The 26,765-nt window shown below is 54.8% G+C and carries 28 protein-coding genes; 13 read left to right on the top strand and 15 right to left on the bottom strand.

Annotated elements, in window-relative coordinates; translation table 11 throughout:
- Nucleotides 1-47: 47 nt before the first annotated feature.
- From mnmA to rluE, 3 genes are read right to left on the bottom strand one after another with little or no spacing between them, the layout of a single operon-like run.
- Nucleotides 48-1,154, bottom strand: coding sequence for a tRNA 2-thiouridine(34) synthase MnmA (mnmA, locus tag AC22LX_RS04675; protein WP_045393753.1), 1,107 nt, complete (start codon nt 1,152-1,154; stop codon nt 48-50).
- A 56-nt stretch (nt 1,155-1,210) separates the two neighbouring features.
- Nucleotides 1,211-1,669, bottom strand: a complete 459-nt coding sequence (locus tag AC22LX_RS04670; protein WP_045393756.1) for an NUDIX hydrolase — start codon at nt 1,667-1,669, stop codon at nt 1,211-1,213.
- A gap of 21 nt (nt 1,670-1,690) precedes the next feature.
- Nucleotides 1,691-2,341, bottom strand: coding sequence for a 23S rRNA pseudouridine(2457) synthase RluE (rluE, locus tag AC22LX_RS04665; RefSeq protein ID WP_045393759.1), 651 nt, complete (start codon nt 2,339-2,341; stop codon nt 1,691-1,693).
- Nucleotides 2,342-2,580: 239 nt separating this feature from the next.
- Between rluE and icd the strand changes: the two genes are divergently transcribed.
- From icd to yajD, 3 genes are all read left to right on the top strand, one after another.
- On the top strand, nt 2,581-3,831 hold the full coding sequence (gene icd / locus AC22LX_RS04660) for an NADP-dependent isocitrate dehydrogenase (RefSeq protein ID WP_015705065.1): 1,251 nt from the start codon (nt 2,581-2,583) through the stop codon (nt 3,829-3,831).
- A gap of 195 nt (nt 3,832-4,026) precedes the next feature.
- Nucleotides 4,027-4,326: a hypothetical protein gene (locus tag AC22LX_RS04655; protein WP_049059888.1), complete on the top strand. Its 300-nt coding sequence runs from the start codon at nt 4,027-4,029 to the stop codon at nt 4,324-4,326.
- A gap of 134 nt (nt 4,327-4,460) precedes the next feature.
- Nucleotides 4,461-4,808, top strand: a complete 348-nt coding sequence (gene yajD / locus AC22LX_RS04650) for an HNH nuclease YajD (protein ID WP_015367133.1) — start codon at nt 4,461-4,463, stop codon at nt 4,806-4,808.
- A 34-nt stretch (nt 4,809-4,842) separates the two neighbouring features.
- On the opposite strand, the gene AC22LX_RS04645 is transcribed toward yajD, so the two are convergent.
- The 4 genes from AC22LX_RS04645 to AC22LX_RS04630 all read right to left on the bottom strand — a co-directional run bounded on the left by AC22LX_RS04645 (nt 4,843) and on the right by AC22LX_RS04630 (nt 7,651).
- The gene (locus tag AC22LX_RS04645; RefSeq protein WP_063447273.1) at nt 4,843-5,802 is read right to left on the bottom strand and encodes a YbgA family protein; all 960 of its coding nucleotides are present in this window, start codon (nt 5,800-5,802) and stop codon (nt 4,843-4,845) included.
- A 150-nt stretch (nt 5,803-5,952) separates the two neighbouring features.
- Entirely contained in the window at nt 5,953-6,681 is a 729-nt protein-coding gene (locus AC22LX_RS04640; RefSeq protein ID WP_047066487.1) for a MerR family transcriptional regulator, read from the bottom strand.
- An 88-nt stretch (nt 6,682-6,769) separates the two neighbouring features.
- Nucleotides 6,770-7,174 (bottom strand): cell envelope integrity protein TolA, encoded by a 405-nt coding sequence (tolA, locus tag AC22LX_RS04635; RefSeq protein ID WP_045393769.1) that lies wholly within the window; start codon nt 7,172-7,174, stop codon nt 6,770-6,772.
- Between the two features lie 117 nt (nt 7,175-7,291).
- Nucleotides 7,292-7,651, bottom strand: coding sequence for a helix-turn-helix domain-containing protein (locus AC22LX_RS04630; protein WP_045393772.1), 360 nt, complete (start codon nt 7,649-7,651; stop codon nt 7,292-7,294).
- Between the two features lie 332 nt (nt 7,652-7,983).
- On the opposite strand from AC22LX_RS04630, the gene oqxA reads away from it, so the two are divergent.
- Together oqxA and oqxB are read left to right on the top strand one after the other, a co-directional pair.
- The gene (gene oqxA / locus AC22LX_RS04625; protein WP_213292625.1) at nt 7,984-9,159 is read left to right on the top strand and encodes a multidrug efflux RND transporter periplasmic adaptor subunit OqxA; all 1,176 of its coding nucleotides are present in this window, start codon (nt 7,984-7,986) and stop codon (nt 9,157-9,159) included.
- 23 nt (nt 9,160-9,182) lie between these two features.
- Nucleotides 9,183-12,335 carry a multidrug efflux RND transporter permease subunit OqxB gene (oqxB, locus tag AC22LX_RS04620; protein ID WP_045393776.1) on the top strand — a complete coding sequence of 1,051 codons (3,153 nt, stop codon included), beginning with the start codon at nt 9,183-9,185 and terminating at the stop codon, nt 12,333-12,335.
- A gap of 63 nt (nt 12,336-12,398) precedes the next feature.
- Here oqxB and oqxR read toward each other — a convergent pair whose 3' ends face one another.
- Together oqxR and AC22LX_RS04610 are read right to left on the bottom strand one after the other, a co-directional pair.
- Entirely contained in the window at nt 12,399-12,878 is a 480-nt protein-coding gene (gene oqxR, locus AC22LX_RS04615; protein WP_045393779.1) for an efflux pump transcriptional repressor OqxR, read from the bottom strand.
- 104 nt (nt 12,879-12,982) lie between these two features.
- The gene (locus tag AC22LX_RS04610; protein ID WP_411710445.1) at nt 12,983-13,876 is read right to left on the bottom strand and encodes an oxidoreductase; all 894 of its coding nucleotides are present in this window, start codon (nt 13,874-13,876) and stop codon (nt 12,983-12,985) included.
- A gap of 168 nt (nt 13,877-14,044) precedes the next feature.
- Here AC22LX_RS04610 and AC22LX_RS04605 point away from each other — a divergent pair, with 168 nt between their 5' ends.
- The 6 genes from AC22LX_RS04605 (at nt 14,045) to AC22LX_RS04580 (ending at nt 18,347) form a co-directional block, all read left to right on the top strand.
- The gene (locus AC22LX_RS04605) at nt 14,045-14,527 is read left to right on the top strand and encodes a cold-shock protein (RefSeq protein WP_045375123.1); all 483 of its coding nucleotides are present in this window, start codon (nt 14,045-14,047) and stop codon (nt 14,525-14,527) included.
- A gap of 50 nt (nt 14,528-14,577) precedes the next feature.
- Nucleotides 14,578-15,117, top strand: coding sequence for a DUF2058 domain-containing protein (locus tag AC22LX_RS04600; protein ID WP_015367123.1), 540 nt, complete (start codon nt 14,578-14,580; stop codon nt 15,115-15,117).
- A 299-nt stretch (nt 15,118-15,416) separates the two neighbouring features.
- Nucleotides 15,417-15,674, top strand: a complete 258-nt coding sequence (locus tag AC22LX_RS04595; RefSeq protein WP_015705074.1) for a YjhX family toxin — start codon at nt 15,417-15,419, stop codon at nt 15,672-15,674.
- A gap of 22 nt (nt 15,675-15,696) precedes the next feature.
- Entirely contained in the window at nt 15,697-16,443 is a 747-nt protein-coding gene (locus tag AC22LX_RS04590) for an SAM-dependent methyltransferase (RefSeq protein WP_045393829.1), read from the top strand.
- Between the two features lie 154 nt (nt 16,444-16,597).
- Nucleotides 16,598-17,623 carry an LLM class flavin-dependent oxidoreductase gene (locus tag AC22LX_RS04585; protein ID WP_049061002.1) on the top strand — a complete coding sequence of 342 codons (1,026 nt, stop codon included), beginning with the start codon at nt 16,598-16,600 and terminating at the stop codon, nt 17,621-17,623.
- Between the two features lie 160 nt (nt 17,624-17,783).
- Nucleotides 17,784-18,347 (top strand): YagU family protein, encoded by a 564-nt coding sequence (locus AC22LX_RS04580; RefSeq protein WP_045393784.1) that lies wholly within the window; start codon nt 17,784-17,786, stop codon nt 18,345-18,347.
- Between the two features lie 82 nt (nt 18,348-18,429).
- On the opposite strand, the gene ychF is transcribed toward AC22LX_RS04580, so the two are convergent.
- Entirely contained in the window at nt 18,430-19,521 is a 1,092-nt protein-coding gene (gene ychF / locus AC22LX_RS04575; protein WP_015367117.1) for a redox-regulated ATPase YchF, read from the bottom strand.
- A 117-nt stretch (nt 19,522-19,638) separates the two neighbouring features.
- Nucleotides 19,639-20,223: an aminoacyl-tRNA hydrolase gene (pth, locus tag AC22LX_RS04570; RefSeq protein WP_047046770.1), complete on the bottom strand. Its 585-nt coding sequence runs from the start codon at nt 20,221-20,223 to the stop codon at nt 19,639-19,641.
- Nucleotides 20,224-20,494: 271 nt separating this feature from the next.
- Here pth and ychH point away from each other — a divergent pair, with 271 nt between their 5' ends.
- On the top strand, nt 20,495-20,770 hold the full coding sequence (ychH, locus tag AC22LX_RS04565; protein ID WP_045393789.1) for a stress-induced protein YchH: 276 nt from the start codon (nt 20,495-20,497) through the stop codon (nt 20,768-20,770).
- Between the two features lie 43 nt (nt 20,771-20,813).
- Here the strand turns inward: ychH and dauA are convergent, their stop codons facing one another.
- From dauA to lolB, 4 genes are all read right to left on the bottom strand, one after another.
- Nucleotides 20,814-22,505 (bottom strand): C4-dicarboxylic acid transporter DauA, encoded by a 1,692-nt coding sequence (gene dauA, locus AC22LX_RS04560; RefSeq protein WP_487333772.1) that lies wholly within the window; start codon nt 22,503-22,505, stop codon nt 20,814-20,816.
- A gap of 124 nt (nt 22,506-22,629) precedes the next feature.
- Entirely contained in the window at nt 22,630-23,577 is a 948-nt protein-coding gene (gene prs, locus AC22LX_RS04555) for a ribose-phosphate diphosphokinase (protein ID WP_015367113.1), read from the bottom strand.
- A 180-nt stretch (nt 23,578-23,757) separates the two neighbouring features.
- A complete protein-coding gene (gene ispE / locus AC22LX_RS04550) occupies nt 23,758-24,609 on the bottom strand; it encodes a 4-(cytidine 5'-diphospho)-2-C-methyl-D-erythritol kinase (RefSeq protein ID WP_015367112.1) in 852 nt (283 codons plus the stop codon).
- Entirely contained in the window at nt 24,609-25,223 is a 615-nt protein-coding gene (lolB, locus tag AC22LX_RS04545; protein ID WP_045393797.1) for a lipoprotein insertase outer membrane protein LolB, read from the bottom strand. The genes ispE and lolB overlap by 1 nt, the downstream gene beginning before the upstream one ends.
- Nucleotides 25,224-25,494: 271 nt before the next feature.
- Between lolB and hemA the strand changes: the two genes are divergently transcribed.
- The gene (hemA, locus tag AC22LX_RS04540; RefSeq protein ID WP_015367110.1) at nt 25,495-26,751 is read left to right on the top strand and encodes a glutamyl-tRNA reductase; all 1,257 of its coding nucleotides are present in this window, start codon (nt 25,495-25,497) and stop codon (nt 26,749-26,751) included.
- The last annotated feature ends 14 nt before the right edge of the window (nt 26,752-26,765 follow it).

Raw genomic sequence — 26,765 nt, 5'->3', positions numbered from 1 at the left:
TTGTAACCCGCCGGGCGTTAATCAGGCGTCCGGCGGAAAATGGTCGATCAGGATACCAGCGGCAGGCGCTGTTCGATAATTCCGCCGCCGAGGCACACTTCGCCGCTATAGAATACAGCCGACTGTCCCGGCGTCACGGCGGCGACGGGTTCATCAAAGATAACTTCGATGCGGTCGTCATCCAGCGCCTTCACGGTGCAGGGGATGTCGGTCTGGCGGTAGCGGGTTTTTACCGTACAGCGAAGGGTGCCCTGCAGCGGCTGACGATCGACCCAGTGTAACTGCTGGGCAATCAGGCCGACGGACATCAGACGCGGGTGATCGTGACCCTGGGCGACAATCAGCACGTTGTTTTCCACGTCTTTATCGACCACGTACCATGGATCTTCGCTACCTTCTTTGGTGCCGCCGATGCCGAGCCCTTTACGCTGTCCGAGGGTGTGATACATCAGCCCCTGATGTTCGCCTATCTCATCGCCATCGACGGTGATGATTTTGCCCGGCTGCGCAGGCAGATAGCGGCCCAGGAAGTCGCGGAATTTACGCTCGCCGATAAAGCAGATGCCGGTAGAGTCTTTTTTCTTCGCAGTGATCAGATCCAGTTCTTCGGCGATTTTGCGCACCTGCGGCTTTTCCAGCTCACCGACCGGGAACAAGCTTTGCGCGATTTGTTCGTGGCTGAGAGTGTAGAGGAAATAGCTCTGGTCTTTATTGCCGTCGAGCCCGCGCAGCAGTTGGCTTTTGCCGTTGACATCGGCGCGGCGCACGTAGTGACCGGTGGCGATGTAGTCAGCGCCGAGATCTTCTGCGGCGAACTCAAGGAAGGCTTTGAATTTGATCTCTTTGTTGCACAGGATATCCGGGTTCGGCGTACGGCCGGCTTTATACTCTTCGAGGAACAGCTCGAAGACGTTATCCCAGTATTCTGCGGCAAAGTTGACGGTATGCAGTTCAATACCGAGCTTATCGCAGACGGCTTGCGCGTCGGCGAGGTCGGCAGCGGCGGTGCAGTATTCCTCACCGTCGTCTTCCTCCCAGTTCTTCATGAACAGGCCTTCCACCTTATACCCTTGCTGTTGCAACAGGTAGGCGGAAACAGAGGAATCGACGCCGCCGGACATGCCGACGATCACTTTTTTTGGACTTTCTGACATTGGAATACTCACCACATTGAACTTCAAGGCGGCGTATTCTAGCACGCGCTAACCGTTCAGGCACCCCCTGTGAACGGCCAGTTAAATTCCGCAATCAGCGACAGCGGATGCCGCGGATCCTGCTGATAGCTGCGAATGCTTTCCGCCACCAGCGGCGAGCGCAGGTTTTTCGCGTTAAGAATTTCCTCAGCACCGAGCCACAGACAGCGATCGATGTCGCTGTCGTGCGGTTCAGTAGCGCACGTATCGTTAAGCTCAATGGCAAACAGGAAGCGCAGGAACGGCGTGTTATCCGGGGCCTGCCACTGATGCATGCGGATGAAGTGCTGCGGCGCGGCGCGAATACCGGTCTCCTCCCACAGTTCGCGCTCGGCGGCCTGCGCCAGGGTCTCATTGGCTTCGAGATGACCGGCTGGCTGGTTCCATAGCGCTTTGCCGTTAATTGTCTCTTCAACAATCAGGAATTTGCCTTTGGCGTGAACCACGCAGGCGACGGTGACGTGCGGTTTAAACATCGAGCTTCCTTATGAATGCTGTTATTCGGTTTGACGCCACTCGCCGTTGGCTAAACCATCAAGCGTATAGCCGCCCATGGCGTAGCGAATCAGCCTTAGCGTCGGAAAACCGACGTGGGCGGTCATCCGGCGAACCTGACGGTTGCGTCCCTCATAGAGGGTGATTTTTAGCCAGCGAGTGGGAATCGATTTACGCTCGCGAATCGGCGGATTGCGCGGCCAAAGCCAGGCGGGTTCATCCACCAGCTCCACGCCGGCGGGTAGGGTGGGTCCATCGTTTAGCGTCACTCCGTCGCGCAGTGCGCGGATCGCTTCTTCTGTAGGTTCGCCTTCCACCTGAACGTAGTAAATTTTGCCGGTGCGCTTACCGGGCTGGGTCAGTTTTGCCTGTAGCGCGCCGTCGTTGGTCAGCACCAGCAGACCTTCGCTGTCGCGGTCAAGACGACCGGCGGCGTAAACACCGGCGACAGGAATAAAATCCTTCAGCGTGCTGCGCCCGGACTCGTCGGTAAATTGCGGCAACACATCGTAGGGTTTATTGAACAAGATCACAGTTTTAAGCTGGCGTTCTTTACGTTGTCTGGTCACTTGTTGTGTGCTGAATCGCTCAACGCGATGTTTTCTAAATGAAGTTTTCTGCATGGTATTTTCAGGCTCTCTCAATTGCCGCATTATAGCCTAATTACGAATGCCTTTCATGGACGCAAACATTCAGGTAGTATTGACATGCTCATTACAAATTATTAACAAAAAATTGCTCAAACCGATTCGCAATACAGGCAGGAAGGCAACACGGACGCGAATCTCCGGTTAGCGGGGCGACCCGGTACTCAGGAGTAGGCCGACTAAGCCAACACCAGGCTCGCGTGAAGAGGGAAGAGCAGAACCAGAAGCGCTCGAAGGAGAGGTTAATGGAAAGCAAAGTAGTAGTTCCGGCGGAAGGTCAGAAAATCACCCTGCAAAACGGCAAACTGAACGTCCCTCATAACCCGATTATCCCGTTCATTGAAGGCGACGGTATCGGTGTCGACGTTACCCCAGCGATGCTGAAAGTGGTTGATGCCGCCGTTGAGAAAGCCTATAAAGGCGAGCGTAAAATTTCCTGGATGGAAGTTTACACCGGTGAAAAATCTACCCACGTTTACGGCCAGGATGTCTGGCTGCCTGCTGAAACCCTCGATCTGATTCGTGATTACCGCGTTGCTATTAAAGGTCCTCTGACGACGCCAGTTGGCGGCGGCATCCGTTCTCTGAACGTGGCGCTGCGTCAGGAGCTGGATCTCTACGTTTGCCTGCGTCCGGTACGTTACTATCAGGGTACCCCGAGCCCGGTTAAACACCCGGAACTGACCGATATGGTTATCTTCCGCGAAAACTCCGAAGATATTTATGCGGGTATCGAGTGGAAAGCAGATTCTGCCGAAGCTGACAAAGTTATCAAATTCCTGCGCGATGAGATGGGCGTGAAGAAAATTCGCTTCCCGGAACATTGCGGTATCGGCATCAAGCCGTGCTCTGAAGAAGGGACCAAACGCCTGGTACGCGCCGCTATCGAATACGCGATCACCAACGATCGTGATTCCGTGACCCTGGTGCACAAAGGCAACATCATGAAGTTCACCGAAGGCGCGTTCAAAGACTGGGGTTACCAGCTGGCTCGCGAAGAGTTCGGCGGTGAGCTGATCGACGGCGGCCCGTGGGTGAAAATCAAGAACCCGAACACCGGCAAAGAGATCGTAGTTAAAGACGTGATCGCCGATGCGTTCCTGCAGCAAATCCTGCTGCGTCCGGCTGAATACGATGTTATCGCCTGTATGAACCTGAACGGCGACTACATTTCTGACGCCCTGGCGGCGCAGGTTGGCGGTATCGGTATCGCGCCGGGCGCCAACATCGGCGACGAGTGCGCGCTGTTCGAAGCCACCCACGGTACTGCGCCGAAGTATGCCGGCCAGGACAAAGTGAACCCAGGTTCCATCATCCTGTCCGCAGAAATGATGCTGCGTCACATGCAGTGGTTCGAAGCCGCAGACCTGATCGTTAAAGGCATGGAAGGCGCCATCGCCGCTAAGACCGTGACCTATGACTTCGAACGTCTGATGGAAGGCGCTAAGCTGCTGAAATGTAGTGAGTTTGGCGACGCGATCATCAAAAACATGTAATCCAGTTTTCTGGGGTTATGCAAAACGGGAGCCTCAGGGCTCCCGTTTTTATTTGCTGTGTACCGGGTTATCCATAATTAAATAACAGTGAGCTATTCATGTTCGCTGCCGCTTGCTACGGTAATTCATCAATTGGCTTTATTGATTGCCATATTTTACCTGGTTATTCAGGTTATTATTATTAGAGGTGATATGATGAAAAAGATTATTTTGACCCTGGTATTAGTATCAGCAAGTATTTCTGCGTTTGCGGGTTATCATCCGGTCGCAAGGACCGCAGCCGTAGCCTCAGCCGATCATCCGGTGGCGGTAGCGGCGGCAACCAGCGATAACGGCAACCATCCGGTGGCGCGCACCGCGGCTGTCGCTTCGGCTGACCATCCGGTGGCGGTGGCGGCGGCAACCAGCAATAACGGTCGCCACCCAGTTGCGCGTACCACGGTTGTCGCTTCAGCGGATCATCCGATAGCGGCGGCGACAGTCACCAGCCATTAATAATCGTCTTCCCGGCGCCACGCCGGGATTTAGCTACCGCTCACGTCAGCGCATCGATTTCCTTTCCTGCTCCGTTTTACGCTATATTGGCGCTATTATCGTAAATTATCTCTTTATCACAGGTAACATCTACCATGGCTTTGATCCCCAAAAACTATGCCCGCCTGGAAAGTGGCTATCGCGAGAAGGCGCTTAAAATTTATCCATGGGTCTGCGGACGCTGCTCGCGCGAGTTTGTCTACTCCAACCTGCGTGAACTGACGGTACATCACATCGATCACGATCATACCAATAACCCGGAAGATGGCAGCAACTGGGAGCTATTGTGCCTCTATTGTCACGATCACGAGCACTCCAAGTATACCGAGGCCGATCAGTACGGCACCAGAGTAGTGGCAGGTGAAGATGCGCAAAAGGATGTCGGTGAAGCCACCTACAATCCTTTTGCTGATTTAAAAGCCATGATGAATAAGAAGAAGTAGTCACGCTTCGTCGTAATAGAGCACAGCCTGGCTGCTAATTGACGCCCAGGCGCAGGGCTAAATCCTGCGGGTAGGGATCAAAATAGTTTTGCGCCTGCAGATAGCGGTCGGGATACTCGGCCAGGTAGTGCTTAAGCAGCGTCAGGGGCGCCAGAATAGGGAGCAGCCCCGCGCGATAATCCAGTATTACGTCACGCAGCTCGCCGCGCTGACGGCTATTCAACCTTTCGCGGAAATAGCCCTGAATGTGCATCAGCACGTTGGTGTGGTTTTTCCTGGAGGCGGTGTTTTTCAGGATCGCCATCAGCTTATCGCGGTAGGCGACGAAAAAGGCATCCAGATCTTGCCATTGATGCATTGAGGCGACGAAAGGGCCGATTTCGCGATAGCCGGCCTGATGATGCGCCAGCAGCTGCAGTTTATAGCGGCTATGAAAATCCAGTAACCCCCGACGGGTCAGGCCATTGGCCCGCAGCGTATTCAGTTCATGCAGGGCGAAAAGACGCTCGACAAAATTCTCTCTTAGCTGCGGGTCATGCAGTCGTCCATCCTCTTCTACCGGTAACCAGGGATAGGCGTCCATCAACGCGCGGGTAAACAGGCCGGTTCCTTCTTTGCGCCCGCGGTTGCCTTTTTCATCATACAGGCGCACGCGTTCCATGCCGCAGCTCGGTGATTTGGCGCAGACGATAAAACCTGCTAATTCGCCGAGCCCAGGCAGGTAACCGGCGGTAAAGTCCGCCATTTTGCGCGTGACATCGTCGTGCGGTTCGCTGCTAAAACGCATCTGAATATCACCTGCACCGGTCTGCACCAGGCGCAGGGCCGGACGAGGGGAACTCAGACCGATGGCCATTTCCGGACAAATGGGTTTGAAGGTTACCCACGGCGCCAGTTCATCCATAGCGAATGGCAATCGTTTATGTCCGCCATCAAAGCGCACGGACGAGCCGGTTAAACAGCCGCTGATGCCAATGACAGGTTGCTTATTCATGGCGTACTCCTCGCTTTGTTCTCACTGTTTGGGCCATCGCGCAAAAACGGTTAGCCCGATACATTAAACTTACACAATCACGAATTTTTGTCCAAGTTTTTGGCGCGATTTTTTAGCGGAGAACATGGCGCAGGGGAGCAAAGCTATTTTTTACAGAGAGATAACGTCCAGAGAAATAACCAACTGACGCCAGAGATCTATCTGTCTCTGGCGGGCGGCGGTGAGCTGGCCCGTGGTCACCAGTAACCAGTGACGCTGAGGAAATATTTCCGGAGCCAGGGCGGCCGGCGGCATCGGCAGCACATCAATGCGATGACCTTGTCCGGTACGCATGAGCGCTTCCAGCCAGATTTCACATGGGTCGCTCAGGTGCCAGCCGGTAATCAGATAGTTATCGCCCGGCGCGCGTTTATCGCCTTCAAGACAAAAGGAGGTGTAGGAGATGATAATGCCGTCGAGGATCTCACGCAGGGTCTGCATCGCCGGCACATTAGCCGATACCTTACTGCGTAACGGGCGCAATACGTTGGTAACCAGCTCAGGGCGGGGATATTCCCGGCCGGAATCGTAGATCAGCTGGCGTAGGGATTCGATTTTTCCCTCTTTCAGCCGCTGCAGCATGTTGTCCTGCAGGACAAGCCAGTTATTGCCTGGGCCGCCGTCAGGGCGGGTCAACAGCGGTTTGACCTGGCTTACGGGAACCCCTTTTTTAACCCAGTCGAGAATTTTCAGCGCCAGCTGGACATCGTTATCGTTATAGAGGCGGTGGCCTCCATCGGTGCGCTCGGGTTTAAGCAGGCCGTACCGGCGTTGCCAGGCCCGCAGCGTGGTTGCGTTGATGCCGCAAAGACGGGAAAATTCGCCGATGGAGTAAGACATTGCAATTACCTGATAACCGAGACTGCTTCTAATATACTACGGATGACGGCCGGTTGAATGCCGTATTGCTGGTAATAAAGCGCGGGTCTTATGGTTTAAAATCGACCGTGACATTATTAAATCCTTGATAAGTTTCATCATCCGGCGCGGCAGGAATTTTAGCTTGCTTGATCGCAGCTAATACCTTGTCGCAGAGTTGCCGATCGCCTTTTTCTACGCTGGCGGAACTCACGGTGCCATCACGCTGCAGCGACAAACGAACCCGACAGCTTTGCCCGGAATATTCCGCGGAATCAGGCATTTTGGCCTTGACGGCGCTCATTATCTGATAAGCGTAGGTAGCCCTACTCGATGGCTTCGCCGAAGGGGTGCTGGCGAACAGATCGTCGACTTCGGTGGCGCTCGCCGCCGCGTGCGACGTGGACTGAGGATGATGACAGCCTGCCAGCAGTAAAGGAAACAATAACAACACCACCGGTGATTTGTTCAGCATGGTAACGCGTCCTTGTTTGTTTGGTATGGACCAATCATAACGGTAGGTCCAACGCCCTGATAGCTGCTAAACATAGGTGCTTCTACCGTTCGCTCACCGTTTCCCTGAGGACGATTCTCACGACGGTAAGCGCAGTGGCGGTGTTTGGGAGCCGGAGACGCTTCGTCGCCAGGCGCCGGGCGCCTGACCATACTGGCGTTTGAAGCTGCGGTTAAAGGATTGCTGGGAGTCGAAACCCAGTGCGATTGCCACGTTTAAAATGGGCTCGTCGCTGTTGGCTAAGCGTTCGACCGACCTTTGCAGCTTATGCATGCGAATATACTCAGCGAGAGGGTAACCGGTGTGCTCCTTGAAGATCCGCTGCAGGTGCCATTTTGAATAGCCCGCTCGCCTGGCAACGGTCTCAATATCCAGACGGCTCTCGAGATTGTTGTCGATCCAATCCAATAGATCGTGAATAACCGCAGCAGTGTTCATTTTGTTGCCCCCATGCAGAAAATAAAAGTACCTTTTACAATTGCATTTAAAGGTGGCCCGTTTGGGGATTAATTGCAAGTTTTATTGTTGCATTTAATGCCGTGTCGGGAACAGGCTTTTTTTTCGGCCTAAGAATAGCACATAAAGTGCAACAATTATTCTTGCACTTAGTTAAGCGCCTTCCTACAATCGCCGCGATAGTGTATTCGCAACTGTTACAGTTTTGTGGCGATGAACGACACAAATGGCCTCAAGCCTACCCGGACAAAGGAAGTGGCGCGGCGTCTCCCGCAGCGTCTTGTCCGGCGGCGATAATTACCGGAATAAAAATAATGAGCCTGCAAAAAACCTGGGGAAAACGTCATCTGACAGCAGTAGGTATGGTGCTACTCTCGGCGCTGCTCGCTGGCTGCGATGAAGGCGTCGCGCAAAACGCCGCGCCGCAAGCTCCCGCCGTCAGCGCCGCTGACGTGGTGGTGAAATCTATTAGCCAGTGGGATAGTTTTAATGGTCGGATTGAAGCGGTGGAAAGCGTGCAGCTACGACCACGCGTCTCTGGCTATATTGATAAAGTGAATTACACCGACGGTCAGGAGGTGAAGAAGGGGGATGTGTTATTCACCATTGACGATCGAACCTATCGTGCCGCTCTGGAACAGGCGCAGGCGAATCTGGCAAGAGCCAAAACACAAGCTAACCTGGCGCGAAGTGAAGCAAACCGCACCGATAAATTAATCAATACCAATCTGGTTTCCCGTGAAGAGTGGGAACAGCGCCGCTCCGCCGCCGTTCAGGCGCAAGCGGATATTCGCGCCGCCCAGGCGGCGGTTGATGCCGCGCAGCTTAATCTGGATTTTACCAAAGTGACCGCGCCCATCGATGGCCGCGCCAGCCGCGCGTTGATCACCAGCGGTAATCTGGTCACCGCTGGCGATACCGCCAGCGTGCTCACCACGCTGGTGTCGCAAAAAACGGTTTATGTCTACTTTGACGTGGATGAGTCGACCTATCTTCACTACCAAAATCTTGCCCGTAGCGGGCAAGGGGCCTCCAGCAGTCACCAGGCATTACCGGTTGAGATCGGCCTTGTGGGCGAAGAGGGCTACCCTCATCAGGGTAAAGTGGATTTTCTGGATAATCAGTTAACGCCGAGCACCGGTACGATCCGCATGCGCGCGCTGCTGGACAATTCGCAGCGTCTGTTCACGCCAGGGCTCTTTGCCCGCGTCCGCTTGCCGGGCAGCGCTGAATTCAAAGCCACGCTTATCGACGACAAAGCGGTACTGACCGATCAGGACCGTAAATATGTCTATATCGTTGATAAAGAAGGTAAAGCTCAGCGTCGTGATATTACGCCAGGGCGGCTCGCTGCCGGTTTACGTATCGTCAAACAGGGGCTGAACCCAGGCGACAAAGTTATCGTCGATGGCTTACAAAAAGTGTTTATGCCGGGCATGCCGGTTAACGCGAAGACCGTCGCCATGACCACCAGCGCCGCACTTAACTGATCCCTTTTCTGAGAATCCGATCTATGGACTTTTCCCGCTTTTTTATCGACAGACCGATTTTTGCCGCCGTGCTGTCGATTTTGATTTTTATTACCGGCTTGATCGCCATTCCGCTATTGCCGGTCAGCGAATATCCTGACGTCGTACCGCCCAGCGTGCAGGTGCGGGCGGAATATCCCGGCGCCAACCCGAAAGTGATTGCGGAGACCGTGGCGACGCCATTGGAAGAAGCCATCAACGGCGTCGAAAATATGATGTACATGAAATCCGTCGCAGGCTCTGACGGCGTACTGGTAACTACCGTCACTTTCCGTCCGGGAACCGACCCCGATCAGGCGCAGGTTCAGGTGCAAAACCGGGTATCACAGGCCGAGGCGCGTCTTCCGGAAGATGTCCGGCGTTTAGGTATCACCACCCAGAAGCAATCGCCAACGCTGACGCTGGTGGTGCATCTGTTTTCGCCCGGCGGTAAGTACGATTCCCTGTATATGCGTAACTACGCCACGTTGAAAGTCAAAGATGAACTCGCGCGTCTGCCCGGCGTCGGCCAGATCCAGATTTTCGGCTCGGGCGAATATGCGATGCGCATCTGGCTGGATCCCAATAAGGTTGCGGCGCGCGGGTTAACCGCATCGGATGTGGTGACGGCGATGCAGGAGCAAAACGTGCAGGTTTCCGCCGGTCAGCTGGGCGCCGAGCCGCTGCCGAAAGAGAGCGATTTTTTGATCTCTATTAACGCTCAGGGGCGTCTGCATACGGAAGACGAGTTTGGCAATATTATTCTGAAAACGGCGCAAGACGGTTCGCTGGTGCGCCTGCGCGACGTGGCGCGTATCGAAATGGGCTCGGGTAGTTATGCGTTACGTTCCCAGCTTAACAATAAAGACGCGGTGGGGATTGGTATTTTCCAGTCGCCGGGGGCGAATGCTATCGATTTGTCTAACGCCGTACGCGCGAAAATGAACGAACTCTCTACCCGTTTCCCGGAAGATATGAAATGGGCGGCGCCTTACGATCCGACCGTGTTTGTGCGCGATTCCATTCGTGCGGTGGTGCAAACGCTATTGGAAGCAGTGGTGTTGGTGGTGCTGGTGGTGATTTTGTTCCTGCAGACGTGGCGCGCGTCGATTATTCCGCTGATCGCGGTGCCGGTATCGGTGGTGGGCACCTTCAGCATTCTTTATCTGCTGGGCTTTTCGCTGAATACCCTGAGTCTGTTCGGGCTGGTACTGGCGATCGGTATCGTCGTGGATGATGCCATCGTGGTGGTGGAAAACGTCGAGCGAAACATCGAAGAGGGGCTGGCTCCGCTAGCGGCGGCGCACCAGGCGATGCGCGAAGTCTCCGGGCCGATTATCGCTATCGCGCTGGTGTTGTGCGCGGTATTTGTGCCGATGGCATTCCTCTCCGGAGTAACGGGGCAGTTTTACAAGCAGTTTGCGGTGACGATTGCGATATCGACGGTGATCTCCGCCATCAACTCGCTGACGCTCTCGCCGGCGCTGGCGGCGCTGCTGTTAAAACCGCACGGCGCGGCGAAAGACTTCCCGACCCGGCTTATCGATCGCTTGTTCGGCTGGATTTTCCGTCCGTTTAACCGTTTTTTCCATCGTAGCTCAAATGGCTATCAGGGGCTGGTGGGCAAAACGCTCGGCCGACGCGGCGCGGTGTTTGTGGTCTACGTCCTGCTGCTCTGCGCCGCTGGCGTGATGTTTAAAGTCGTACCCGGCGGGTTTATTCCGACGCAGGATAAACTGTATTTAATTGGCGGCGTGAAAATGCCGGAAGGTTCTTCGCTGGCGCGTACCGACGCCGTGATTCGTAAAATGAGCGAAATCGGGATGAATACCGAAGGCGTGGATTATGCGGTCGCTTTTCCCGGTCTTAATGCGCTGCAGTTCACCAATACGCCGAATACCGGGACTGTCTTTTTTGGTCTGAAACCGTTCGACCAGCGTAAACACACCGCTGCGGAAATTAACGCCGAGATTAACGCCAAAATCGCGCAAATTCAGCAGGGCTTTGGTTTCTCGATTCTGCCGCCGCCGATTTTAGGACTGGGTCAGGGTTCCGGCTATTCGTTGTATATTCAGGATCGCGCCGGTCTGGGTTATGGCGCGTTGCAAAACGCGGTGAACGCGATGTCGGGTTCAATTATGCAGACGCCGGGAATGCATTTCCCGATCTCTACCTACCAGGCGAACGTGCCGCAGTTGGATGTGCAGGTCGATCGTGATAAAGCGAAAGCGCAGGGCGTGTCGTTGACCGACCTTTTCGGTACGCTGCAAACCTATCTGGGGTCATCGTATGTGAATGACTTTAACCAGTTTGGGCGTACCTGGCGCGTAATGGCGCAGGCCGATGGGCCGTTCCGCGACAGCGTGGAAGATATTGCTAATTTACGCACCCGCAATAATCAGGGCGAAATGGTGCCGATTGGCAGTATGGTGAATATTAATACCACCTACGGGCCGGATCCGGTGATTCGCTACAATGGCTATCCGGCGGCGGATTTGATTGGCGATGCCGATCCCCGCGTGCTCTCGTCCACGCAGGCGATGACGCAGCTGGCAGACATGTCTAAGCAGATACTGCCGAACGGCATGAATATTGAGTGGACGGATCTCAGCTTCCAGCAGGCTACGCAGGGCAATACGGCGCTGATCGTCTTCCCGGTCGCGGTTCTGCTGGCGTTCCTGGTGCTGGCGGCGCTGTATGAAAGCTGGACGCTACCGCTGGCGGTGATCCTTATCGTCCCGATGACCATGCTCTCCGCGCTGTTCGGCGTCTGGCTGACCGGCGGCGACAATAACGTATTTGTGCAGGTGGGGCTGGTGGTGCTGATGGGGCTGGCGTGTAAAAACGCGATTCTGATTGTCGAGTTTGCCCGCGAACTGGAAATTCAGGGTAAAGGGATCATGGAAGCGGCGCTGGAAGCCTGTCGCCTGCGTTTACGCCCGATTATCATGACCTCGATTGCCTTTATTGCCGGGACGATCCCGCTGATTCTTGGCCACGGCGCGGGGGCGGAAGTGCGCGGCGTCACCGGGATCACGGTATTCTCCGGTATGCTCGGCGTGACGCTGTTTGGTTTGTTCCTGACGCCGGTGTTTTACGTGACGCTGCGAAAACTGGTGACGCGTGGCAAACAGGCAAGGGACGTCTTGCCCGCGTAGGTCGCTGCAAATAACAAAAAACCGCCTTTTCGTTTAAGGCGGTTTTTTTCGCAACAAGAAAAGTTAATGCGCTTCTTTATAGCGGGCAGTCAGTTCAGGCAGCGGATCGCAGCCGCTGGTATCGGCTTTTTTGACCTCTTCCAGGGCGCTTGCCACGGTGTGGCGAGCTAACACCGCGAGCGACGCCTGCTCGGCTTCATCGGCTACGGACTTAAAGTACCAGCAGGCGTTGGCGCTGACCACGCAGCGAGCCGGGACCTCAGGGCGGGACGCCCACAGTTTTTTATCTTCAATAACGGAAAGATAGATATCACGCAGCGTGATTTGGTCGGCAGGGCGGCCAAGATGAATAGAGCCGTTGCGGCCAAGCGTGGAGACGATGATGCCGTCGCGGGTGAGCGGAACCATGAGTTTACGGATAAAGCTCGGGTTGGCTTCCAGGCCGTAGGCCAGAATCGCGCTCGTCGAACGTTCACCCAATTGCTCCGCCATCGCTACGCTGAGAACCATCTGCAAAGCTGTCGGGAAGCGGTAATCTAACATTTTCTTATCCTGGGTTGCGGTGAATCTTGTTCTTTTTGGCACCGCAGAGGTAAATAATCAGTGAGTAACACTATAACAAATACGGTAATTTTTTTGAAGCAATCTTAGCCAGGTCCCTCGCTTGCGGCCGCCAGCAGCGGTACGACGACATCGCTGATGGGGGTGGCAACGCCCAACCTTCGGCCATAGCGTTGTATGACGCCGTTGCGGATGTCCCATTCCAGCGGACGATTGGCCTGACGGTCGGCGAGTATCGAGGTGCTCAAATCCGCCGGCGCCTGATGAAACCCATCAACAATTTCCTGCGGCACGCTATCGGCGAGTACCGCCCCTGCGGCGCGCGCCACCGCCAGACATTCGTGCAAATAGGCCAGCGCCAGCCCGGTGATGTCCTGGCGCGAAAACATCCCGGCGCGGCGATTCGCCAGCACCATCAGGCCAGCGACGGCATTTTGCAATAGTTTCCGCCACGCGACCGATGTGAAATCTGCCGTCAACTCAACCGCGCAACGGGTTCCGTCGAGAACCTCGACTATTTTCTTCGCTTGCGGCGTATCGGGTAGCGTCAGGCGCGGTTTGGCGCGTAACCATACCGACGCATCCGCCTCTCGTTGTGCCGGAAACCAGACAACTGAAGGCAACACCTTTGCGCCGTTAACATAGTGGTCAAGCAGGCTTTCCTGTTCAACGCCGTTCTGTAGCGCGCAGACCACCGTGTTTTCATCGCACAGCGCGTTAAGCCAGCCCGCGCAATCCGCTACCTGGGTGGTTTTCACCGCCACAAATAGCAGCTCAACCGGGCGTTCCAGCGTATGCGGATCGGTCAATACCGGCCCAGGAATGATCGTTTCGCCGTCATCCCGGCGTAAAATCAACCGCTGATGCGCGGTGCGCCCGCAGAGCACCGGTTTGCGGCCCGCTTCATGCAGTACGGCGGCAATGGTGGTGCCGATAGCGCCAGGACCTAGCAACGCGACTGAGGCAAGATGAGACATCATGCATTCTCCTGATTGAACCGTACTCATTAATGAATCAAATTTTCGGCAAAAGCCAGGATCAATTGTCGATATCGGGCAACACTTAGAGCAAAGGCATGGTCTACGCTGGCATTGTGCTTTAAACTGCGCGCAGCAAAATTGAGTAGATAAACGATTAATCAGGCGGTAATGGCGATGAACGGTACGATCACAACGTGGTTTAAAGATAAAGGTTTCGGATTTATCAAAGATGAAAATGGCGATAACCGCTATTTTCACGTGATTAAGGTTGCCAATCCGGATCTGATTAAGAAAGACGCGGCGGTCACGTTTGAACCCACGACCAATAATAAAGGTTTATCGGCTTACGCGGTGAAAGTCATCCCGGAAAGCAAACATCTGTATATTGCCGGTGAGCGCCTGAAGCTGACCTCAATTAAGTCTTACCTGGTCTACAGTGAGGAAGTGCCGGCCGATACGCGTATCGATAAGGAAAATGCGGTGCTCTCCGTGGGACTGCTGATGAACAGCATCAAGCCGAAAGCGAGCGTCAAGCCGGGCGAAATGCGCACGCTGAAAAAGCTGGCGATCACTACCTTTCAGGGCACGACGCTCATCTTCTCTGAAGATGAAATCGACATCGACGCCACGGTGAAGCTCCTTAAAGTTTGACCCTGATTTACCGTATCCGAAGCAGAATTCCAACGATTGTAGAAACGACGATGACAAAACTTACTTTACAAGAACAGATGCTGAAAGCGGGTCTGGTCACCAGTAAAAAGATGGCTAAGGTTCAGAGAACGGCGAAAAAGTCACGTGTTCAGGCGCGTGAAGCCCGCGAGGCCGTAGAAGAAAACAAAAAAGCCCAGCTTGAGCGCGACAAGCAGCTCAGTGAACAGCAAAAGCAAGCGGCTTTAGCAAAAGAGTATAAAGCGCAGGTTAAGCAGCTGATTGAAATGAACCGAATCACGATTGCGAAAGGCCATATCGCTTTTAACTTTACGGATAATAATCTCATCAAAAACATTGATGTGGATAAAACCACCCAGGCGCAGCTCATTAGCGGCCGTCTGGCGATTGCCCGCCTTGCTGTTGATAATAACGGTAAATATGAATACGCGATTATTCCCGCCAGCGTGGCGGATAAAATCGCCCAGCGCGACGCCGAAAGTATTGTGTTGAACAGCGCCCTGAGCCAGGAAGCCGAGGACGAAGACGATCCGTATGCTGACTTTAAAGTACCTGATGATTTGATGTGGTAATCAGGGCCAGTAGGCTGATGCTATTTATTGTGCGCCTATCGTCATGGGGCGGGGGCGCAATTTCAGATATCGATCACAATTTTCCCGTTTATAAATATCCTTTCTGTCACTGGATGTTATCATCCGGCTGGTAAATACCTTTCAACTCTACCGAGGCTTTGATGCTGGAGAATGTAATCATCTGATAATCAGTTTGCCGACCTTTCAGGCCGGGCTGGTTATCAATGCGCTGAAATCGAATGCGGGCACCGCTGCGTGTTTGCACGTTTTGCACATGATGATTAAACAGGTTTTCCAGTATGAATTTATCCCGTCAGGAACAGCGTACCTTACACGTTCTCGCGAAAGGCGGACGTATTGCGCACATTCGCGACACCTCAGGCCGCGTCATCGCCGTAGAGTGCTATAGCCGCGAAGGCCTACTGCTCAGCGACTGTACGCTCGCCGTCTTCAAAAAACTCCGCACTAAAAAACTGATTAAATCCGTTAACGGCCAGCCGTACCGCATCAACACCAGCGGGCTGAATAACGTTCGCGCCCAGCCGGATAACCGCTAAGGAGAGTGATATGACCACAACTATCGATATCCCACGTATCTTTACCATCAGCGAAAGTGAACATCGTATCCATAACCCCTTCACGGCGGAAAAATATGCCACGCTTGGCCGCGTACTTCGCCTGCAGGCGGGGGCGCAAATCCTCGACCTTGGCAGCGGTTCTGGTGAAATGCTCTGCACATGGGCGCGGGATCATGCTATCGGTGGTCTGGGCATTGATATGAGCCCATTGTTTACCGCCCAGGCTAAACAACGCGCCGCAGCGCTTGGCGTCAGCGATCGCGTCACTTTTATCCATAGCGATGCGGCAGGTTACGTCGCCGAACGGCAATACGATGTGGCGGCCTGTATTGGCGCGACGTGGATCGCCGGCGGCGTCGCCGGAACCGTGGCGCAGTTAGCCCGCAGCCTTAAGCCTGGCGGTATGCTACTTATCGGGGAGCCCTGGTGGCGTAAGGTCCCCGCGACAGAAGAAGAAGCGCGCGTCTGCGGTGTTTCTGCGGTGGCTGATTTGTTGCCGCTTCCGGCGCTGGTCACCTCTTTTGGCGAACTGGGCTATGACATCGTTGAAATGGTGCTGGCTGACCGCGAGGGGTGGGACCGTTATGAAGCCGCTAAATGGCTGACCATGCGCCGTTGGCTGCAGGCCCACCCCGAGGATGAATTTGCGTTTGAGGTCCGTGCGCAGCTTAATGCCGCGCCGCTTCGCCATGTCACCTATACCCGGGAATATTTTGGCTGGGGCGTATTTGCGCTAATGCAGAAATAGCGATCGTTATATTTGGTCAATTTATTTGAACTATTCTGTTAAATAAACGCCATTTATACATTTTGGCTAAGGGGTAGAGTAGGGGAACCACAAGCAGACGCGGAATCGTATCTCCGCGTCTGCTGAATGTTATGCCAAATCAGGGGCTATCCTCATGAAAAAGATCGGATTTTTGTCATTTGGCCACTGGACGCCATCGCCGCAGTCGGCGACCCGTTCCGCTGCCGACACGCTCTTACAATCCATCGATCTGGCCGTTGCCGCCGAAGAGTTAGGCGCGGACGGCGCCTATTTTCGGGTTCACCATTTTGCCCGTCAGCTCAGTTCACCGTTCCCGCTGCTGGCCGCTATCGGCGCGAAAACTAAAAAGATTGAGATTGGCACCGGCGTTATCGATATGCGCTATGAAAACCCGCTATATATGGCGGAGGATGCTGGCGCTGCGGATTTGATCTCGGGAGGGCGTTTGCAGCTTGGCATCAGCCGCGGTTCGCCGGAACAGGTGATTGATGGCTGGCGTCATTTTGGTTTTCAACCACAGGATGGCGAGTCCGACGCTGACATGGCGCGGCGCCATACTGAGGTGCTGTTGGATGTGCTGCGCGGCGAAGGTTTCGCGAAACCCAACCCGCAACCCATGTTTCCCAACCCGCCGGGATTGCTACGTCTTGAGCCGTACTCCGCCGGATTACGCGAACGTATCTGGTGGGGCGCGGGCTCTAATGCTACGGCGATGTGGGCGGCGAAGCTCGGCATGAACTTGCAAAGCTCGACGCTGAAAGATGATGAGACGGGCGAACCATTCCATATCCAACAGGCGAAACAGATCCGCGCCTATCGTCAGGCCTGGACGGAAGCGGGGCACACGCGTACGCCGCGGGTATCGGTCAGTCGAAGTATCTTTGCCCTGATGGACGATCGCGACCGGATGTATTTCGGCTCCAGCCGGGATAACAGCGACAGTATTGGTTTTCTTGATGAGAAAACCCGCGCCATTTTCGGCCGCAGCTATGCCGCTGAACCCGATAAGCTCGTCGAGCAACTGAAACAGGATGAAGCGATCGCGGAAGCCGATACCTTATTGCTGACCGTACCGAATCAGCTGGGCGTGGATTATAACGTTCATGTGATTGAGTCTATTCTGAAGCACGTTGTGCCAGCAATGGGATGGCGTGATTAAAAGAATGCCTCGCGGGGCATTAATTGATGCTCCGCGATGATATAAAAGTATTAGCTTTGTTTATCTTTTGAACAAAAAGTGTGATCTTGATCAAGCCATACCCGCGCAGACTTAAAGAATATTGCAATGCTGTAACAATATTATTCATGGCGAGGGATTTATGGCAATTAAGGATTTTTTTGTACAGACTGCACCTGGTCGGCGTCGCTATGGCGTCGCCTTATTGGTTGGGGTTATTGCCGGAATTATGTCGGCATTCGTTAAGTGGGGGGCGGAAGTACCTCTGCCGCCGCGAACATTTTCCGGTGGGCGTGATGAATTTAATCCTCCTTATCTCTTTTTACGCGACTATCTTGGCATTGACCCTACACATACCGTGTACACCTTCTCTGAGCATATCATCAACCCGGTAATGGTCACGCATATCATCTTTTCGCTGGTGTTCGCGATTGGCTATTGCGTGGTGGCGGAGATATTCCCAAAAGTTAAATTATGGCAGGGAGTATGGGCCGGGATTGTCGCCACCATTGCGGTACACTGGATTTCATTTCCGCTATTAGGACTTACGCCGTCGTTATTCAATATTCCGGCTGATGAATATATTTCTGAACTGCTTGGCCATATTTTTTGGTTCTGGGCAATTGAAATGATTCGTCGCGATCTGCGTAACCGAATTACCCACGAGCCTGACGCAGAAATTCCTTTAGATGCGCCGTTCAGATAATTTAAAGCCTCGCGAGTGATAAAACTCGCGAGGCTTTAAAATGAAAAATCCGCGCCGGGGCGCGGATTTTATCGGCAGGGATTTAGACGTTGAACAAGAAGTTCATCACGTCGCCATCTTTAACGATGTAGTCTTTGCCTTCCGCACGCATTTTACCGGCTTCTTTCGCGCCTTGTTCACCTTTGTAAGCAATGAAGTCTTCATAGGCGATGGTCTGGGCGCGGATAAAGCCTTTTTCGAAGTCGGTGTGGATTTTACCGGCGGCCTGCGGCGCGGTCGCGCCAACCGGAATAGTCCATGCGCGAACTTCTTTCACGCCAGCGGTGAAGTAGGTCTGCAGGTTCAGCAGAGCGTAGCCTGCGCGGATCACGCGGTTCAGGCCCGGCTCTTCCAGGCCCAGCTCGGCCATAAACTCGTCGCGCTCTTCGTCGTCCAGTTCGGCAATGTCGGATTCAACGGCAGCGCAAACCGGAACCACTACGGAACCTTCTTGCTCAGCGATAGCGCGAACCTGGTCGAGATACGGGTTATTTTCAAAACCGTCTTCGTTAACGTTGGCGATATACATGGTTGGCTTCAGGGTCAGGAAGCTCAGATAGCGGATGGCGTCTTTCTCTTCTTTGCTCAGATCCAGCGCGCGCAGCATGCCCGCTTTTTCCAGCTGCGGCAGGCATTTTTCCAGCGCGGCCAGCTCAATCTTAGCGTCTTTATCGCCGCCTTTGGCTTTCTTGGACACGCGGTGGATAGCGCGTTCGCAGGTATCGAGGTCAGACAGCGCCAGCTCGGTGTTAATTACGTCAATATCTTCCGCCGGATCGACTTTACCCGCGACGTGGATAATGTTGTCGTTTTCAAAGCAACGCACTACGTGGCCGATGGCTTCGGTTTCACGGATATTGGTCAGGAACTGGTTGCCCAGACCTTCGCCTTTGGACGCGCCTTTAACCAGACCGGCGATATCTACGAATTCCATGGTCGTCGGCAGGATACGCTGCGGCTTGACGATCTCAGCCAGTTTGTCCAGACGCGGATCGGGCATCGGTACGACACCGGTGTTCGGCTCAATGGTACAGAACGGGAAGTTGGCCGCTTCAATACCTGCTTTGGTGAGCGCATTGAACAGGGTGGATTTGCCGACGTTGGGCAAACCGACGATACCGCATTTGAATCCCATGATTTAAATCACCTTAATCTTTGGATAATCAGTCAGTTATGAATAACAGACTGTAGAAAAGTAAATAGCTTTGCCTATTATACACGGTGTGCGGCAAAAATTCCGCACGTCGACCGTTTATTGCGCTTTAAAGGCGTGTAAACGGTTAGTCGCTTTGGTTAAACCGTCTTTCAGCCACACCTCGGTACAGCGCGCCGCTTCATCAACCGCTTCGTCAATTAGCTTCTGTTCGCTGACCGGCGGTTTACCCAGCACAAAACCGACAACTTTGTTTTTGTCGCCCGGATGACCGATTCCGACGCGTAAGCGGTGAAAGTTCGGGTTATTGCCCAGCTTACTGATAATGTCCTTCAGGCCATTATGGCCGCCGTGTCCGCCGCCGAGTTTAAATTTAGCGACGCCGGGTGGTAAATCGAGCTCGTCGTGAGCGACCAGAATTTCATCCGGATTAATACGGTAAAAGGTAGCCATCGCGGCCACCGCTTTACCGCTAAGATTCATAAAGGTGGTCGGCACCAGCAGGCGCACGTCTTCCCCCGCCAGGTTGAGGCGCGAGGTATAGCCGAAGAATTTGCTCTCTTCGCGCAGCGGCGCGCGGTGGCGCTCCGCCAGTAAATCTACGTACCAGGCGCCAGCGTTATGGCGCGTTGCCGCGTATTCCGCGCCGGGGTTAGCCAGGCCGACAATCAGTTTTATCGTCACTTTTTATTCCTGCATGGGTCGTTCTTTGCCGCGTAGTGTACTGCCTGCGTCGGCGCTTGACAAAATTCTGCCGACGAAACGGTATCATTGTTGATAATTTCTTCTTTGAACCATTAGAATTTGATGTTGTTCAGTGGCTTATTTGTAAACTTTTGTTGATCAGATGTTCCCGAATGTGATCACTCACGCAATCAGGCTTATCCCCATTGTCTATACTTAACCTATAAATTTTGGGGATATTCCCATGCAGCCCAAGGTCCGGAGGTGACATATGAAACGCAGAAACGCTTCGTTACTCGGTAACATACTGATGGGTTTAGGGTTGGTTGTGATGGTGGTCGGCGTTGGTTACTCTATTTTAAACCAGCTTCCACAGCTTAACCTGCCGCAATTTTTTGCTCATGGCGCGGTGTTGAGTATCTTCGTCGGCGCCGTTTTGTGGCTGGCGGGCGCTCGCGTAGGCGGTCATGAAAGAGTCACCGACCGCTATTGGTGGGTTCGCCATTACGATAAACGCTGCCGTCGCGATCCGCACCGTCACAGCTAACGGAATTCAGCTCGCCGGATAGCCCTTCCGGCGAGCCTCTCATTTATTGCCCTAATTCTATATCCGCCAGCGCCGCATTGCGGTCCGGGTAGAAGCTTAGTCGTCCTGGAATCGGCTGGACGCCTGCGCGCGCCAGGGTACGCAGCGGCTGGAATTCGAGATTCGATACCCGCAGCTCGCAGCCTTCCGGCAGGCGTTTCACGAAGCGCAGGAACGCGTCAAGACCACCTGCATCCAGCACCGGTACCGCATCCCACTTCAGCACTACTACGCGTTTGCCTTCAATCCGGCTTTCCAAATCGGTAAATAGTCCTTCCGCCGCGGCGAAAAACAGCGGGCCGATAACTCGCAGCACCAGAACATCATCCGGTACTTCAACGTTCACCGGCGCAAGGCGCGTCATGCGCGCGATGCGGCGCATAAACAGCAGCGAAGCCAGCACGATCCCGACGCTAATGGCGATGACCATATCGAACAGTACGGTTAACGACATGCACATTAACAGCACGACGATGTCGTCTTTGGGCCCGTGGCGTAGCAGGTTAATCACCTTATGCGCTTCGCTCATGTTCCACGCGACCATCAGCAGCAGGGCGGCCATCGCCGACAGCGGCAGCCATGAGAGCAGCGGGGCGAGGATTAACAGCGCGAGGATCACCAGCAGGGCATGGATCACCGCGGAAATCGGCGAGGTCGCGCCGGCGCGCACGTTAGCCGCGGAGCGGGCAATCGCCGCGGTGGCGGTTATCCCGCCAAAGAACGGCGCGACGATATTGCCAAGGCCCTGGCCTACCAGCTCGCTGTTAGCTTTGTGTTTGGTGCCGGTCATACCGTCGAGCACCACTGCGCAGAGCAGTGATTCAATGGCGCCAAGCATCGCCATAGAGAAGGCGGCAGGCAGCAGCGCGCGCAGCGACGACCAGCTCAGGGTAAACTCCGAGCCCGGCATATCCCACGGCAGCACCAGTTGCGGCAGCAGCTGCGGGATACCGTTGCCCTGGCTGCCGTCGGCGAGTACATAGTGGAACTGCGAGCCGATGGTCGCTACATGCCCGCCGAGTAAATTAACGATGCCCATCACCGCACAGCCCGCCAGCAGCGCCGGCAGATGCCCCGGCAGGCGGATCCCCAGGCGCGGCCAGAGAATCAGGATACCCAGCGTCACGATACCGATGGCGGCATCGCCAACGTTAATTGTCGGCAGCGCCATCACCAGCGCGCCGACTTTCTGCAGATAGTGCTCCGGGACGTGCGCCATCTGCAGACCAAGGAAATCTTTAATTTGCATGGTACCGATGGTGATGCCGATACCGGAAGTAAAGCCAAGGGTGACTGAAAGCGGGATATATTCAATCAGGCGGCCAAAGCGGGCGAGGCCGAAAAGGATTAAGAAGATACCCGACATTAGCGTCGCCACCAGCAGGCCGGCCAGGCCAAACTGCTGTGACACTGGATAGAGGATCACCACGAAGGCCGCGGTTGGGCCGGAAACGCTAAAGCGTGAACCGCCGGTCAGGGCAATGACTATTCCCGCCACCGCCGAGGTGTATAGCCCATATTGCGGCGCGACGCCGCTGCCAATTGCTAACGCCATCGCCAGTGGGATTGCGATAATCCCGACGGTTATCCCGGCAATCAGATCGCGGGTAAAGCGCGATGCGGTATATTTTTCTTTCCAGCAAGCGTCGATGAGGGCGCGGAAAGGCATCACATGTGAGGAAAATAATCTATTCACAATAATGTTTCATCCATGAGCGCATCATCTGTCAACTGAATGGCAGGTGAAGGAGGCATTAGTCATACAAATATGAACCAGAGACAAAAAAACCCGCCGCAGCGGGTTTTTCGGCTGGGCTCGATTAGTGCTCGAACATAGCAGAAATGGATTCTTCGTTGCTGATACGACGAATCGCTTCGGCCAGCATACCAGACAGGGTCAGGGTACGGACTTTGTCCAGCGCTTTGATTTCCGGCGTCAGCGGAATGGTATCGCAGACGACGAATTCATCAATCACAGAGTTTTTAATGTTCTGGATAGCATTGCCGGAGAAGATCGGGTGAGTCGCGTAGGCGAAGACACGTTTCGCACCGCGCTCTTTCAGCGCTTCCGCTGCTTTACACAGGGTGCCGCCGGTATCGATCATGTCATCAACCATCACGCAGTCACGGCCAGCGACGTCGCCGATGATATGCATCACCTGAGAGACGTTAGCGCGCGGGCGGCGTTTATCGATGATCGCCATGTCGGTATCGTTCAGCAGCTTCGCGATAGCGCGAGCGCGAACCACGCCGCCGATGTCCGGAGAAACTACGATCGGGTTGTCCAGATTCAGCTGCAGCATATCTTCTAGCAGAATTGGGCTACCGAATACGTTATCAACAGGCACATCAAAGAAGCCCTGAATCTGTTCAGCGTGCAGGTCAACGGTCAGTACGCGGTCAACGCCGACACTGGACAGGAAGTCAGCGACGACTTTAGCGGTGATTGGCACACGAGCGGAACGTACGCGACGGTCCTGGCGGGCATAGCCGAAGTAAGGGATAACAGCGGTGATACGGCCTGCAGAAGCGCGACGCAGGGCATCAACCATAACAACCAATTCCATCAGGTTGTCATTGGTGGGAGCACAAGTGGACTGGATGATGAAAATATCACCACCGCGTACGTTTTCGTTGATTTGTACGCTGACTTCGCCGTCGCTAAAACGACCTACAGCGGCGTCGCCAAGAGAAGTGTACAGGCGGTTGGCAATACGTTGTGCTAGTTCCGGGGTGGCGTTACCAGCAAAAAGCTTCATATCAGGCACGAGAAGAACCTCAGGCATGCGTCCAGTGGTGGATGAAACGGGCCATTAAACTGTGCGGGCCGGCGCCATCTCATCCAGGCGGTGTATTAAAGAGCACGATGCAACGTCTGGAACAGGGTGACGTTGTCACCGATACTCTGTTTGCCCGGCAAACTTGCCGTTATTCATGCAAAAGCAGAATTACTTCAGTAGGGCTTGCTTCAGCGGCGAGACATTAATTCCTCGCGCAACAAAGCCTTGCAGCCATTCCGGGGCTTTTTCCAGCACCTGACGAGCGGCGGATTCGGTGTCAAATTCAGCAAAGACACAGGCTCCTGTGCCAGTCAGGCGCGACGGCGCGTATTCTAACAGCCAGGAAAGCGTTGCATCAACCTCACGAAAACGTTTTCTTGCGATAACCTCGCAATCGTTGCCGAATTCACAGTTTAGTAAGGTATTAATTGACCTGCTCGGGGTATTTCGTGGTAACTCCGGATCGCGAAAAATGATCGGCGTCGGGATACTCACGCCCGGGTGGGCGACCAGATACCATTTTTCCGGCGGATCGACCGGCGTCAGGATTTCGCCGACGCCTTCGGCAAACGCCGCGTGACCGCGAACGAAAACCGGGACATCGGCGCCGAGCTGTAGCCCAAGCGTCGCCAGTTGGTCTTCGCTAAGCCCGCAGCCCCACAGATGATTGAGGGCTACCAGCACCGTCGCGGCGTTAGAAGAGCCGCCGCCTAAGCCGCCGCCCATCGGCAGGCGTTTGTCGATGCTGATATCCGCGCCGCTGCCAGCGGGAAGTTGACCGTGAGACTCCGCAGCTGCCATCAGTAGCCTGGCGGCGCGAATAATCAGGTTCTCTTCATCCGGGACGCCGGCGACCGGCGTTAGCAGCCGCAGTTTCCCGTCGCGGCGGGGTTCAATGGTCAGCGTGTCGCCATAGTCGAGAAACTGAAACAGCGTCTGCAGAGTGTGATATCCATCGGCGCGTTGACCGGTGATATACAAAAACAGATTCAATTTTGCAGGAGCGGGCCAGCGACTCATCATTTCACAATCCAGTTATCCATTTTCAGCTTGATGCGCTGGCTGCCGTTGTTGAGTTCCATATTAGACGGCAGGGTGGGTTTGGTGTCGCTGGTATAGCCGCTGTAGGTCACGTGCCAGGTTTTGCCGTTCTGCGTGTAGTTGAGTTCGCGCAGGCGGTACTGGTCATCCAGCGCATAGTCGGTGGCATCGCCCGGCAGGCCGATAATCCACTGACGCAGGCTGTTAAGCGGGATCGGCATGCCGGTCAGGCGGCCAATCATCTCTTCGGCATCGGTGGCGTTATAGGTCTGGCCTTTGTTGTCAATCAACTGGACGCCGCCCGGCTGCGCGGTCAAAGACAGTTCGGTGCTGCCAAGCGGGTTGGTCAGCAGCAGGCGGTAGCGGTCCTGGCCGGTTTGTTGCCAGAAGAAACGGGCATACACTTTCTGCTCATCGGACAGATAGGCGAACGCCCCGCGGGTCTGGAACTGGTTAAGGTTGCGGACATCCTGCTGGTGCTGGCGCCACTGCGGGGAGTCCGGGCTTTTACCTGGCCCTTGCGGCGGAGTATTGATTGCACAGGCGGTCAGAACGAGGCTTGCCAACGGCAGCAGGCGGAACAGTCGATTCATAATGATGACAAATCCTTGATGTCTACAGTGAAATGCGGCGACTGATGGTTCGCACACCGATTTGTGTAGCGGGTTGCAATAATAACCCTTAATGCTAGCGTCGCTGGCCGATAGCGTCTACGTTCAAGTTGTCTGAAATCAAAAAATTACCGTTAGTGGCTTTTAAGCCCTGACTATTACTCCAAAAGGGGGGCGTCTCTTTTATTGAGTACGCGCATCCTGTATGATGCGCTCAGACTAACCTTAGCAACGCTGGTACTATTCCCTCACCATGACCCTTTTAGCTCTTGGCATCAACCACAAAACAGCTCCGGTAGCGCTGCGAGAACGCGTAACGTTTTCGCCGGATACGCTCGACAAGGCGCTGGAGAGCTTGCTGGCTCAGCCGATGGTGCAGGGCGGGGTGGTGCTATCAACCTGTAATCGCACGGAGCTGTATCTCAGCGTTGAAGAGCAGGACAACCTGCAGGAAGCGCTGATTCGCTGGCTATGCGACTTCCACGGCCTGAATGAAGAAGACCTACGTAAAAGTCTTTATTGGCATCAGGATAACGACGCCGTCAGCCATCTGATGCGCGTCGCCAGTGGCCTGGATTCGCTAGTGCTTGGCGAGCCGCAAATCCTCGGGCAGGTGAAAAAAGCGTTTGCTGATTCCAGCCGCGGTCATCTGAACGTCAGCGAACTGGAGCGCATGTTCCAGAAATCGTTCTCGGTGGCTAAGCGCGTGCGTACCGAAACCGATATCGGCGCCAGCGCCGTTTCCGTTGCCTTCGCCGCCTGTACGCTGGCGCGACAAATTTTTGAATCGCTCTCCAGCGTCACGGTGTTACTGGTTGGCGCGGGGGAAACTATCGAACTGGTCGCCCGCCATCTTCGCGAACATAACGTTCGCAAAATGGTGATTGCCAACCGCACCCGTGAACGCGCCCAGGCGCTGGCGGATGAAGTCGGCGCGGAAGTTATCGCCCTCAGCGATATCGACGAGCGCTTAAAAGACGCCGATATTATTATCAGTTCTACCGCCAGCCCGCTGCCGATTATCGGCAAAGGGATGGTCGAGCGCGCGCTGAAGGCGCGCCGCAATCAGCCGATGCTGCTGGTGGATATCGCGGTGCCCCGCGACGTCGAGCCGGAAGTCGGCAAGCTGGCCAACGCCTATCTGTACAGCGTTGATGACCTGCAAAATATCATTCAGCACAATCTGGCGCAGCGTAAGGCTGCGGCGGTGCAGGCGGAATCGATCGTCGAGCAGGAAACCAGCGAATTTATGGCCTGGCTGCGCGCCCAAAGCGCCAGCGAGACTATCCGCGAATATCGTTCCCAATCCGAGCAGGTTCGCGAGGAGCTGACGGCGAAAGCGCTTGCCGCGCTGGAGCAGGGCGGCGATGCGCAGGAAATCATGCAAGATCTGGCCCGTAAGCTGACCAATCGCCTGATCCACGCTCCAACCAAATCTCTTCAGCAGGCTGCCCGTGACGGGGATGATGAACGCCTGCATATTCTGCGCAACAGCCTCGGGCTGGAATAGCGCACATTTCTCTA

It is taken from the genome of Klebsiella sp. PK01 (assembly GCF_057624675.1).
This window is presented reverse-complemented; position numbering and strand designations above follow the sequence as displayed.

Excerpts from the sequence above, each read along its gene's own strand:
- mnmA (WP_045393753.1), bottom strand. The coding sequence starts at position 1,154 with ATGTCAGAAAGTCCAAAAAAAGTGATCGTCGGCATGTCCGGCGGCGTC.
- AC22LX_RS04670 (WP_045393756.1), bottom strand. The coding sequence starts at position 1,669 with ATGTTTAAACCGCACGTCACCGTCGCCTGCGTGGTTCACGCCAAAGGC.
- rluE (WP_045393759.1), bottom strand. The coding sequence starts at position 2,341 with ATGCGGCAATTGAGAGAGCCTGAAAATACCATGCAGAAAACTTCATTT.
- icd (WP_015705065.1), top strand. The coding sequence starts at position 2,581 with ATGGAAAGCAAAGTAGTAGTTCCGGCGGAAGGTCAGAAAATCACCCTG.
- AC22LX_RS04655 (WP_049059888.1), top strand. The coding sequence starts at position 4,027 with ATGAAAAAGATTATTTTGACCCTGGTATTAGTATCAGCAAGTATTTCT.
- yajD (WP_015367133.1), top strand. The coding sequence starts at position 4,461 with ATGGCTTTGATCCCCAAAAACTATGCCCGCCTGGAAAGTGGCTATCGC.
- AC22LX_RS04645 (WP_063447273.1), bottom strand. The coding sequence starts at position 5,802 with ATGAATAAGCAACCTGTCATTGGCATCAGCGGCTGTTTAACCGGCTCG.
- AC22LX_RS04640 (WP_047066487.1), bottom strand. The coding sequence starts at position 6,681 with ATGTCTTACTCCATCGGCGAATTTTCCCGTCTTTGCGGCATCAACGCA.
- tolA (WP_045393769.1), bottom strand. The coding sequence starts at position 7,174 with ATGCTGAACAAATCACCGGTGGTGTTGTTATTGTTTCCTTTACTGCTG.
- AC22LX_RS04630 (WP_045393772.1), bottom strand. The coding sequence starts at position 7,651 with ATGAACACTGCTGCGGTTATTCACGATCTATTGGATTGGATCGACAAC.
- oqxA (WP_213292625.1), top strand. The coding sequence starts at position 7,984 with ATGAGCCTGCAAAAAACCTGGGGAAAACGTCATCTGACAGCAGTAGGT.
- oqxB (WP_045393776.1), top strand. The coding sequence starts at position 9,183 with ATGGACTTTTCCCGCTTTTTTATCGACAGACCGATTTTTGCCGCCGTG.
- oqxR (WP_045393779.1), bottom strand. The coding sequence starts at position 12,878 with ATGTTAGATTACCGCTTCCCGACAGCTTTGCAGATGGTTCTCAGCGTA.
- AC22LX_RS04610 (WP_411710445.1), bottom strand. The coding sequence starts at position 13,876 with ATGATGTCTCATCTTGCCTCAGTCGCGTTGCTAGGTCCTGGCGCTATC.
- AC22LX_RS04605 (WP_045375123.1), top strand. The coding sequence starts at position 14,045 with ATGGCGATGAACGGTACGATCACAACGTGGTTTAAAGATAAAGGTTTC.
- AC22LX_RS04600 (WP_015367123.1), top strand. The coding sequence starts at position 14,578 with ATGACAAAACTTACTTTACAAGAACAGATGCTGAAAGCGGGTCTGGTC.
- AC22LX_RS04595 (WP_015705074.1), top strand. The coding sequence starts at position 15,417 with ATGAATTTATCCCGTCAGGAACAGCGTACCTTACACGTTCTCGCGAAA.
- AC22LX_RS04585 (WP_049061002.1), top strand. The coding sequence starts at position 16,598 with ATGAAAAAGATCGGATTTTTGTCATTTGGCCACTGGACGCCATCGCCG.
- AC22LX_RS04580 (WP_045393784.1), top strand. The coding sequence starts at position 17,784 with ATGGCAATTAAGGATTTTTTTGTACAGACTGCACCTGGTCGGCGTCGC.
- ychF (WP_015367117.1), bottom strand. The coding sequence starts at position 19,521 with ATGGGATTCAAATGCGGTATCGTCGGTTTGCCCAACGTCGGCAAATCC.
- ychH (WP_045393789.1), top strand. The coding sequence starts at position 20,495 with ATGAAACGCAGAAACGCTTCGTTACTCGGTAACATACTGATGGGTTTA.
- ispE (WP_015367112.1), bottom strand. The coding sequence starts at position 24,609 with ATGAGTCGCTGGCCCGCTCCTGCAAAATTGAATCTGTTTTTGTATATC.
- lolB (WP_045393797.1), bottom strand. The coding sequence starts at position 25,223 with ATGAATCGACTGTTCCGCCTGCTGCCGTTGGCAAGCCTCGTTCTGACC.
- hemA (WP_015367110.1), top strand. The coding sequence starts at position 25,495 with ATGACCCTTTTAGCTCTTGGCATCAACCACAAAACAGCTCCGGTAGCG.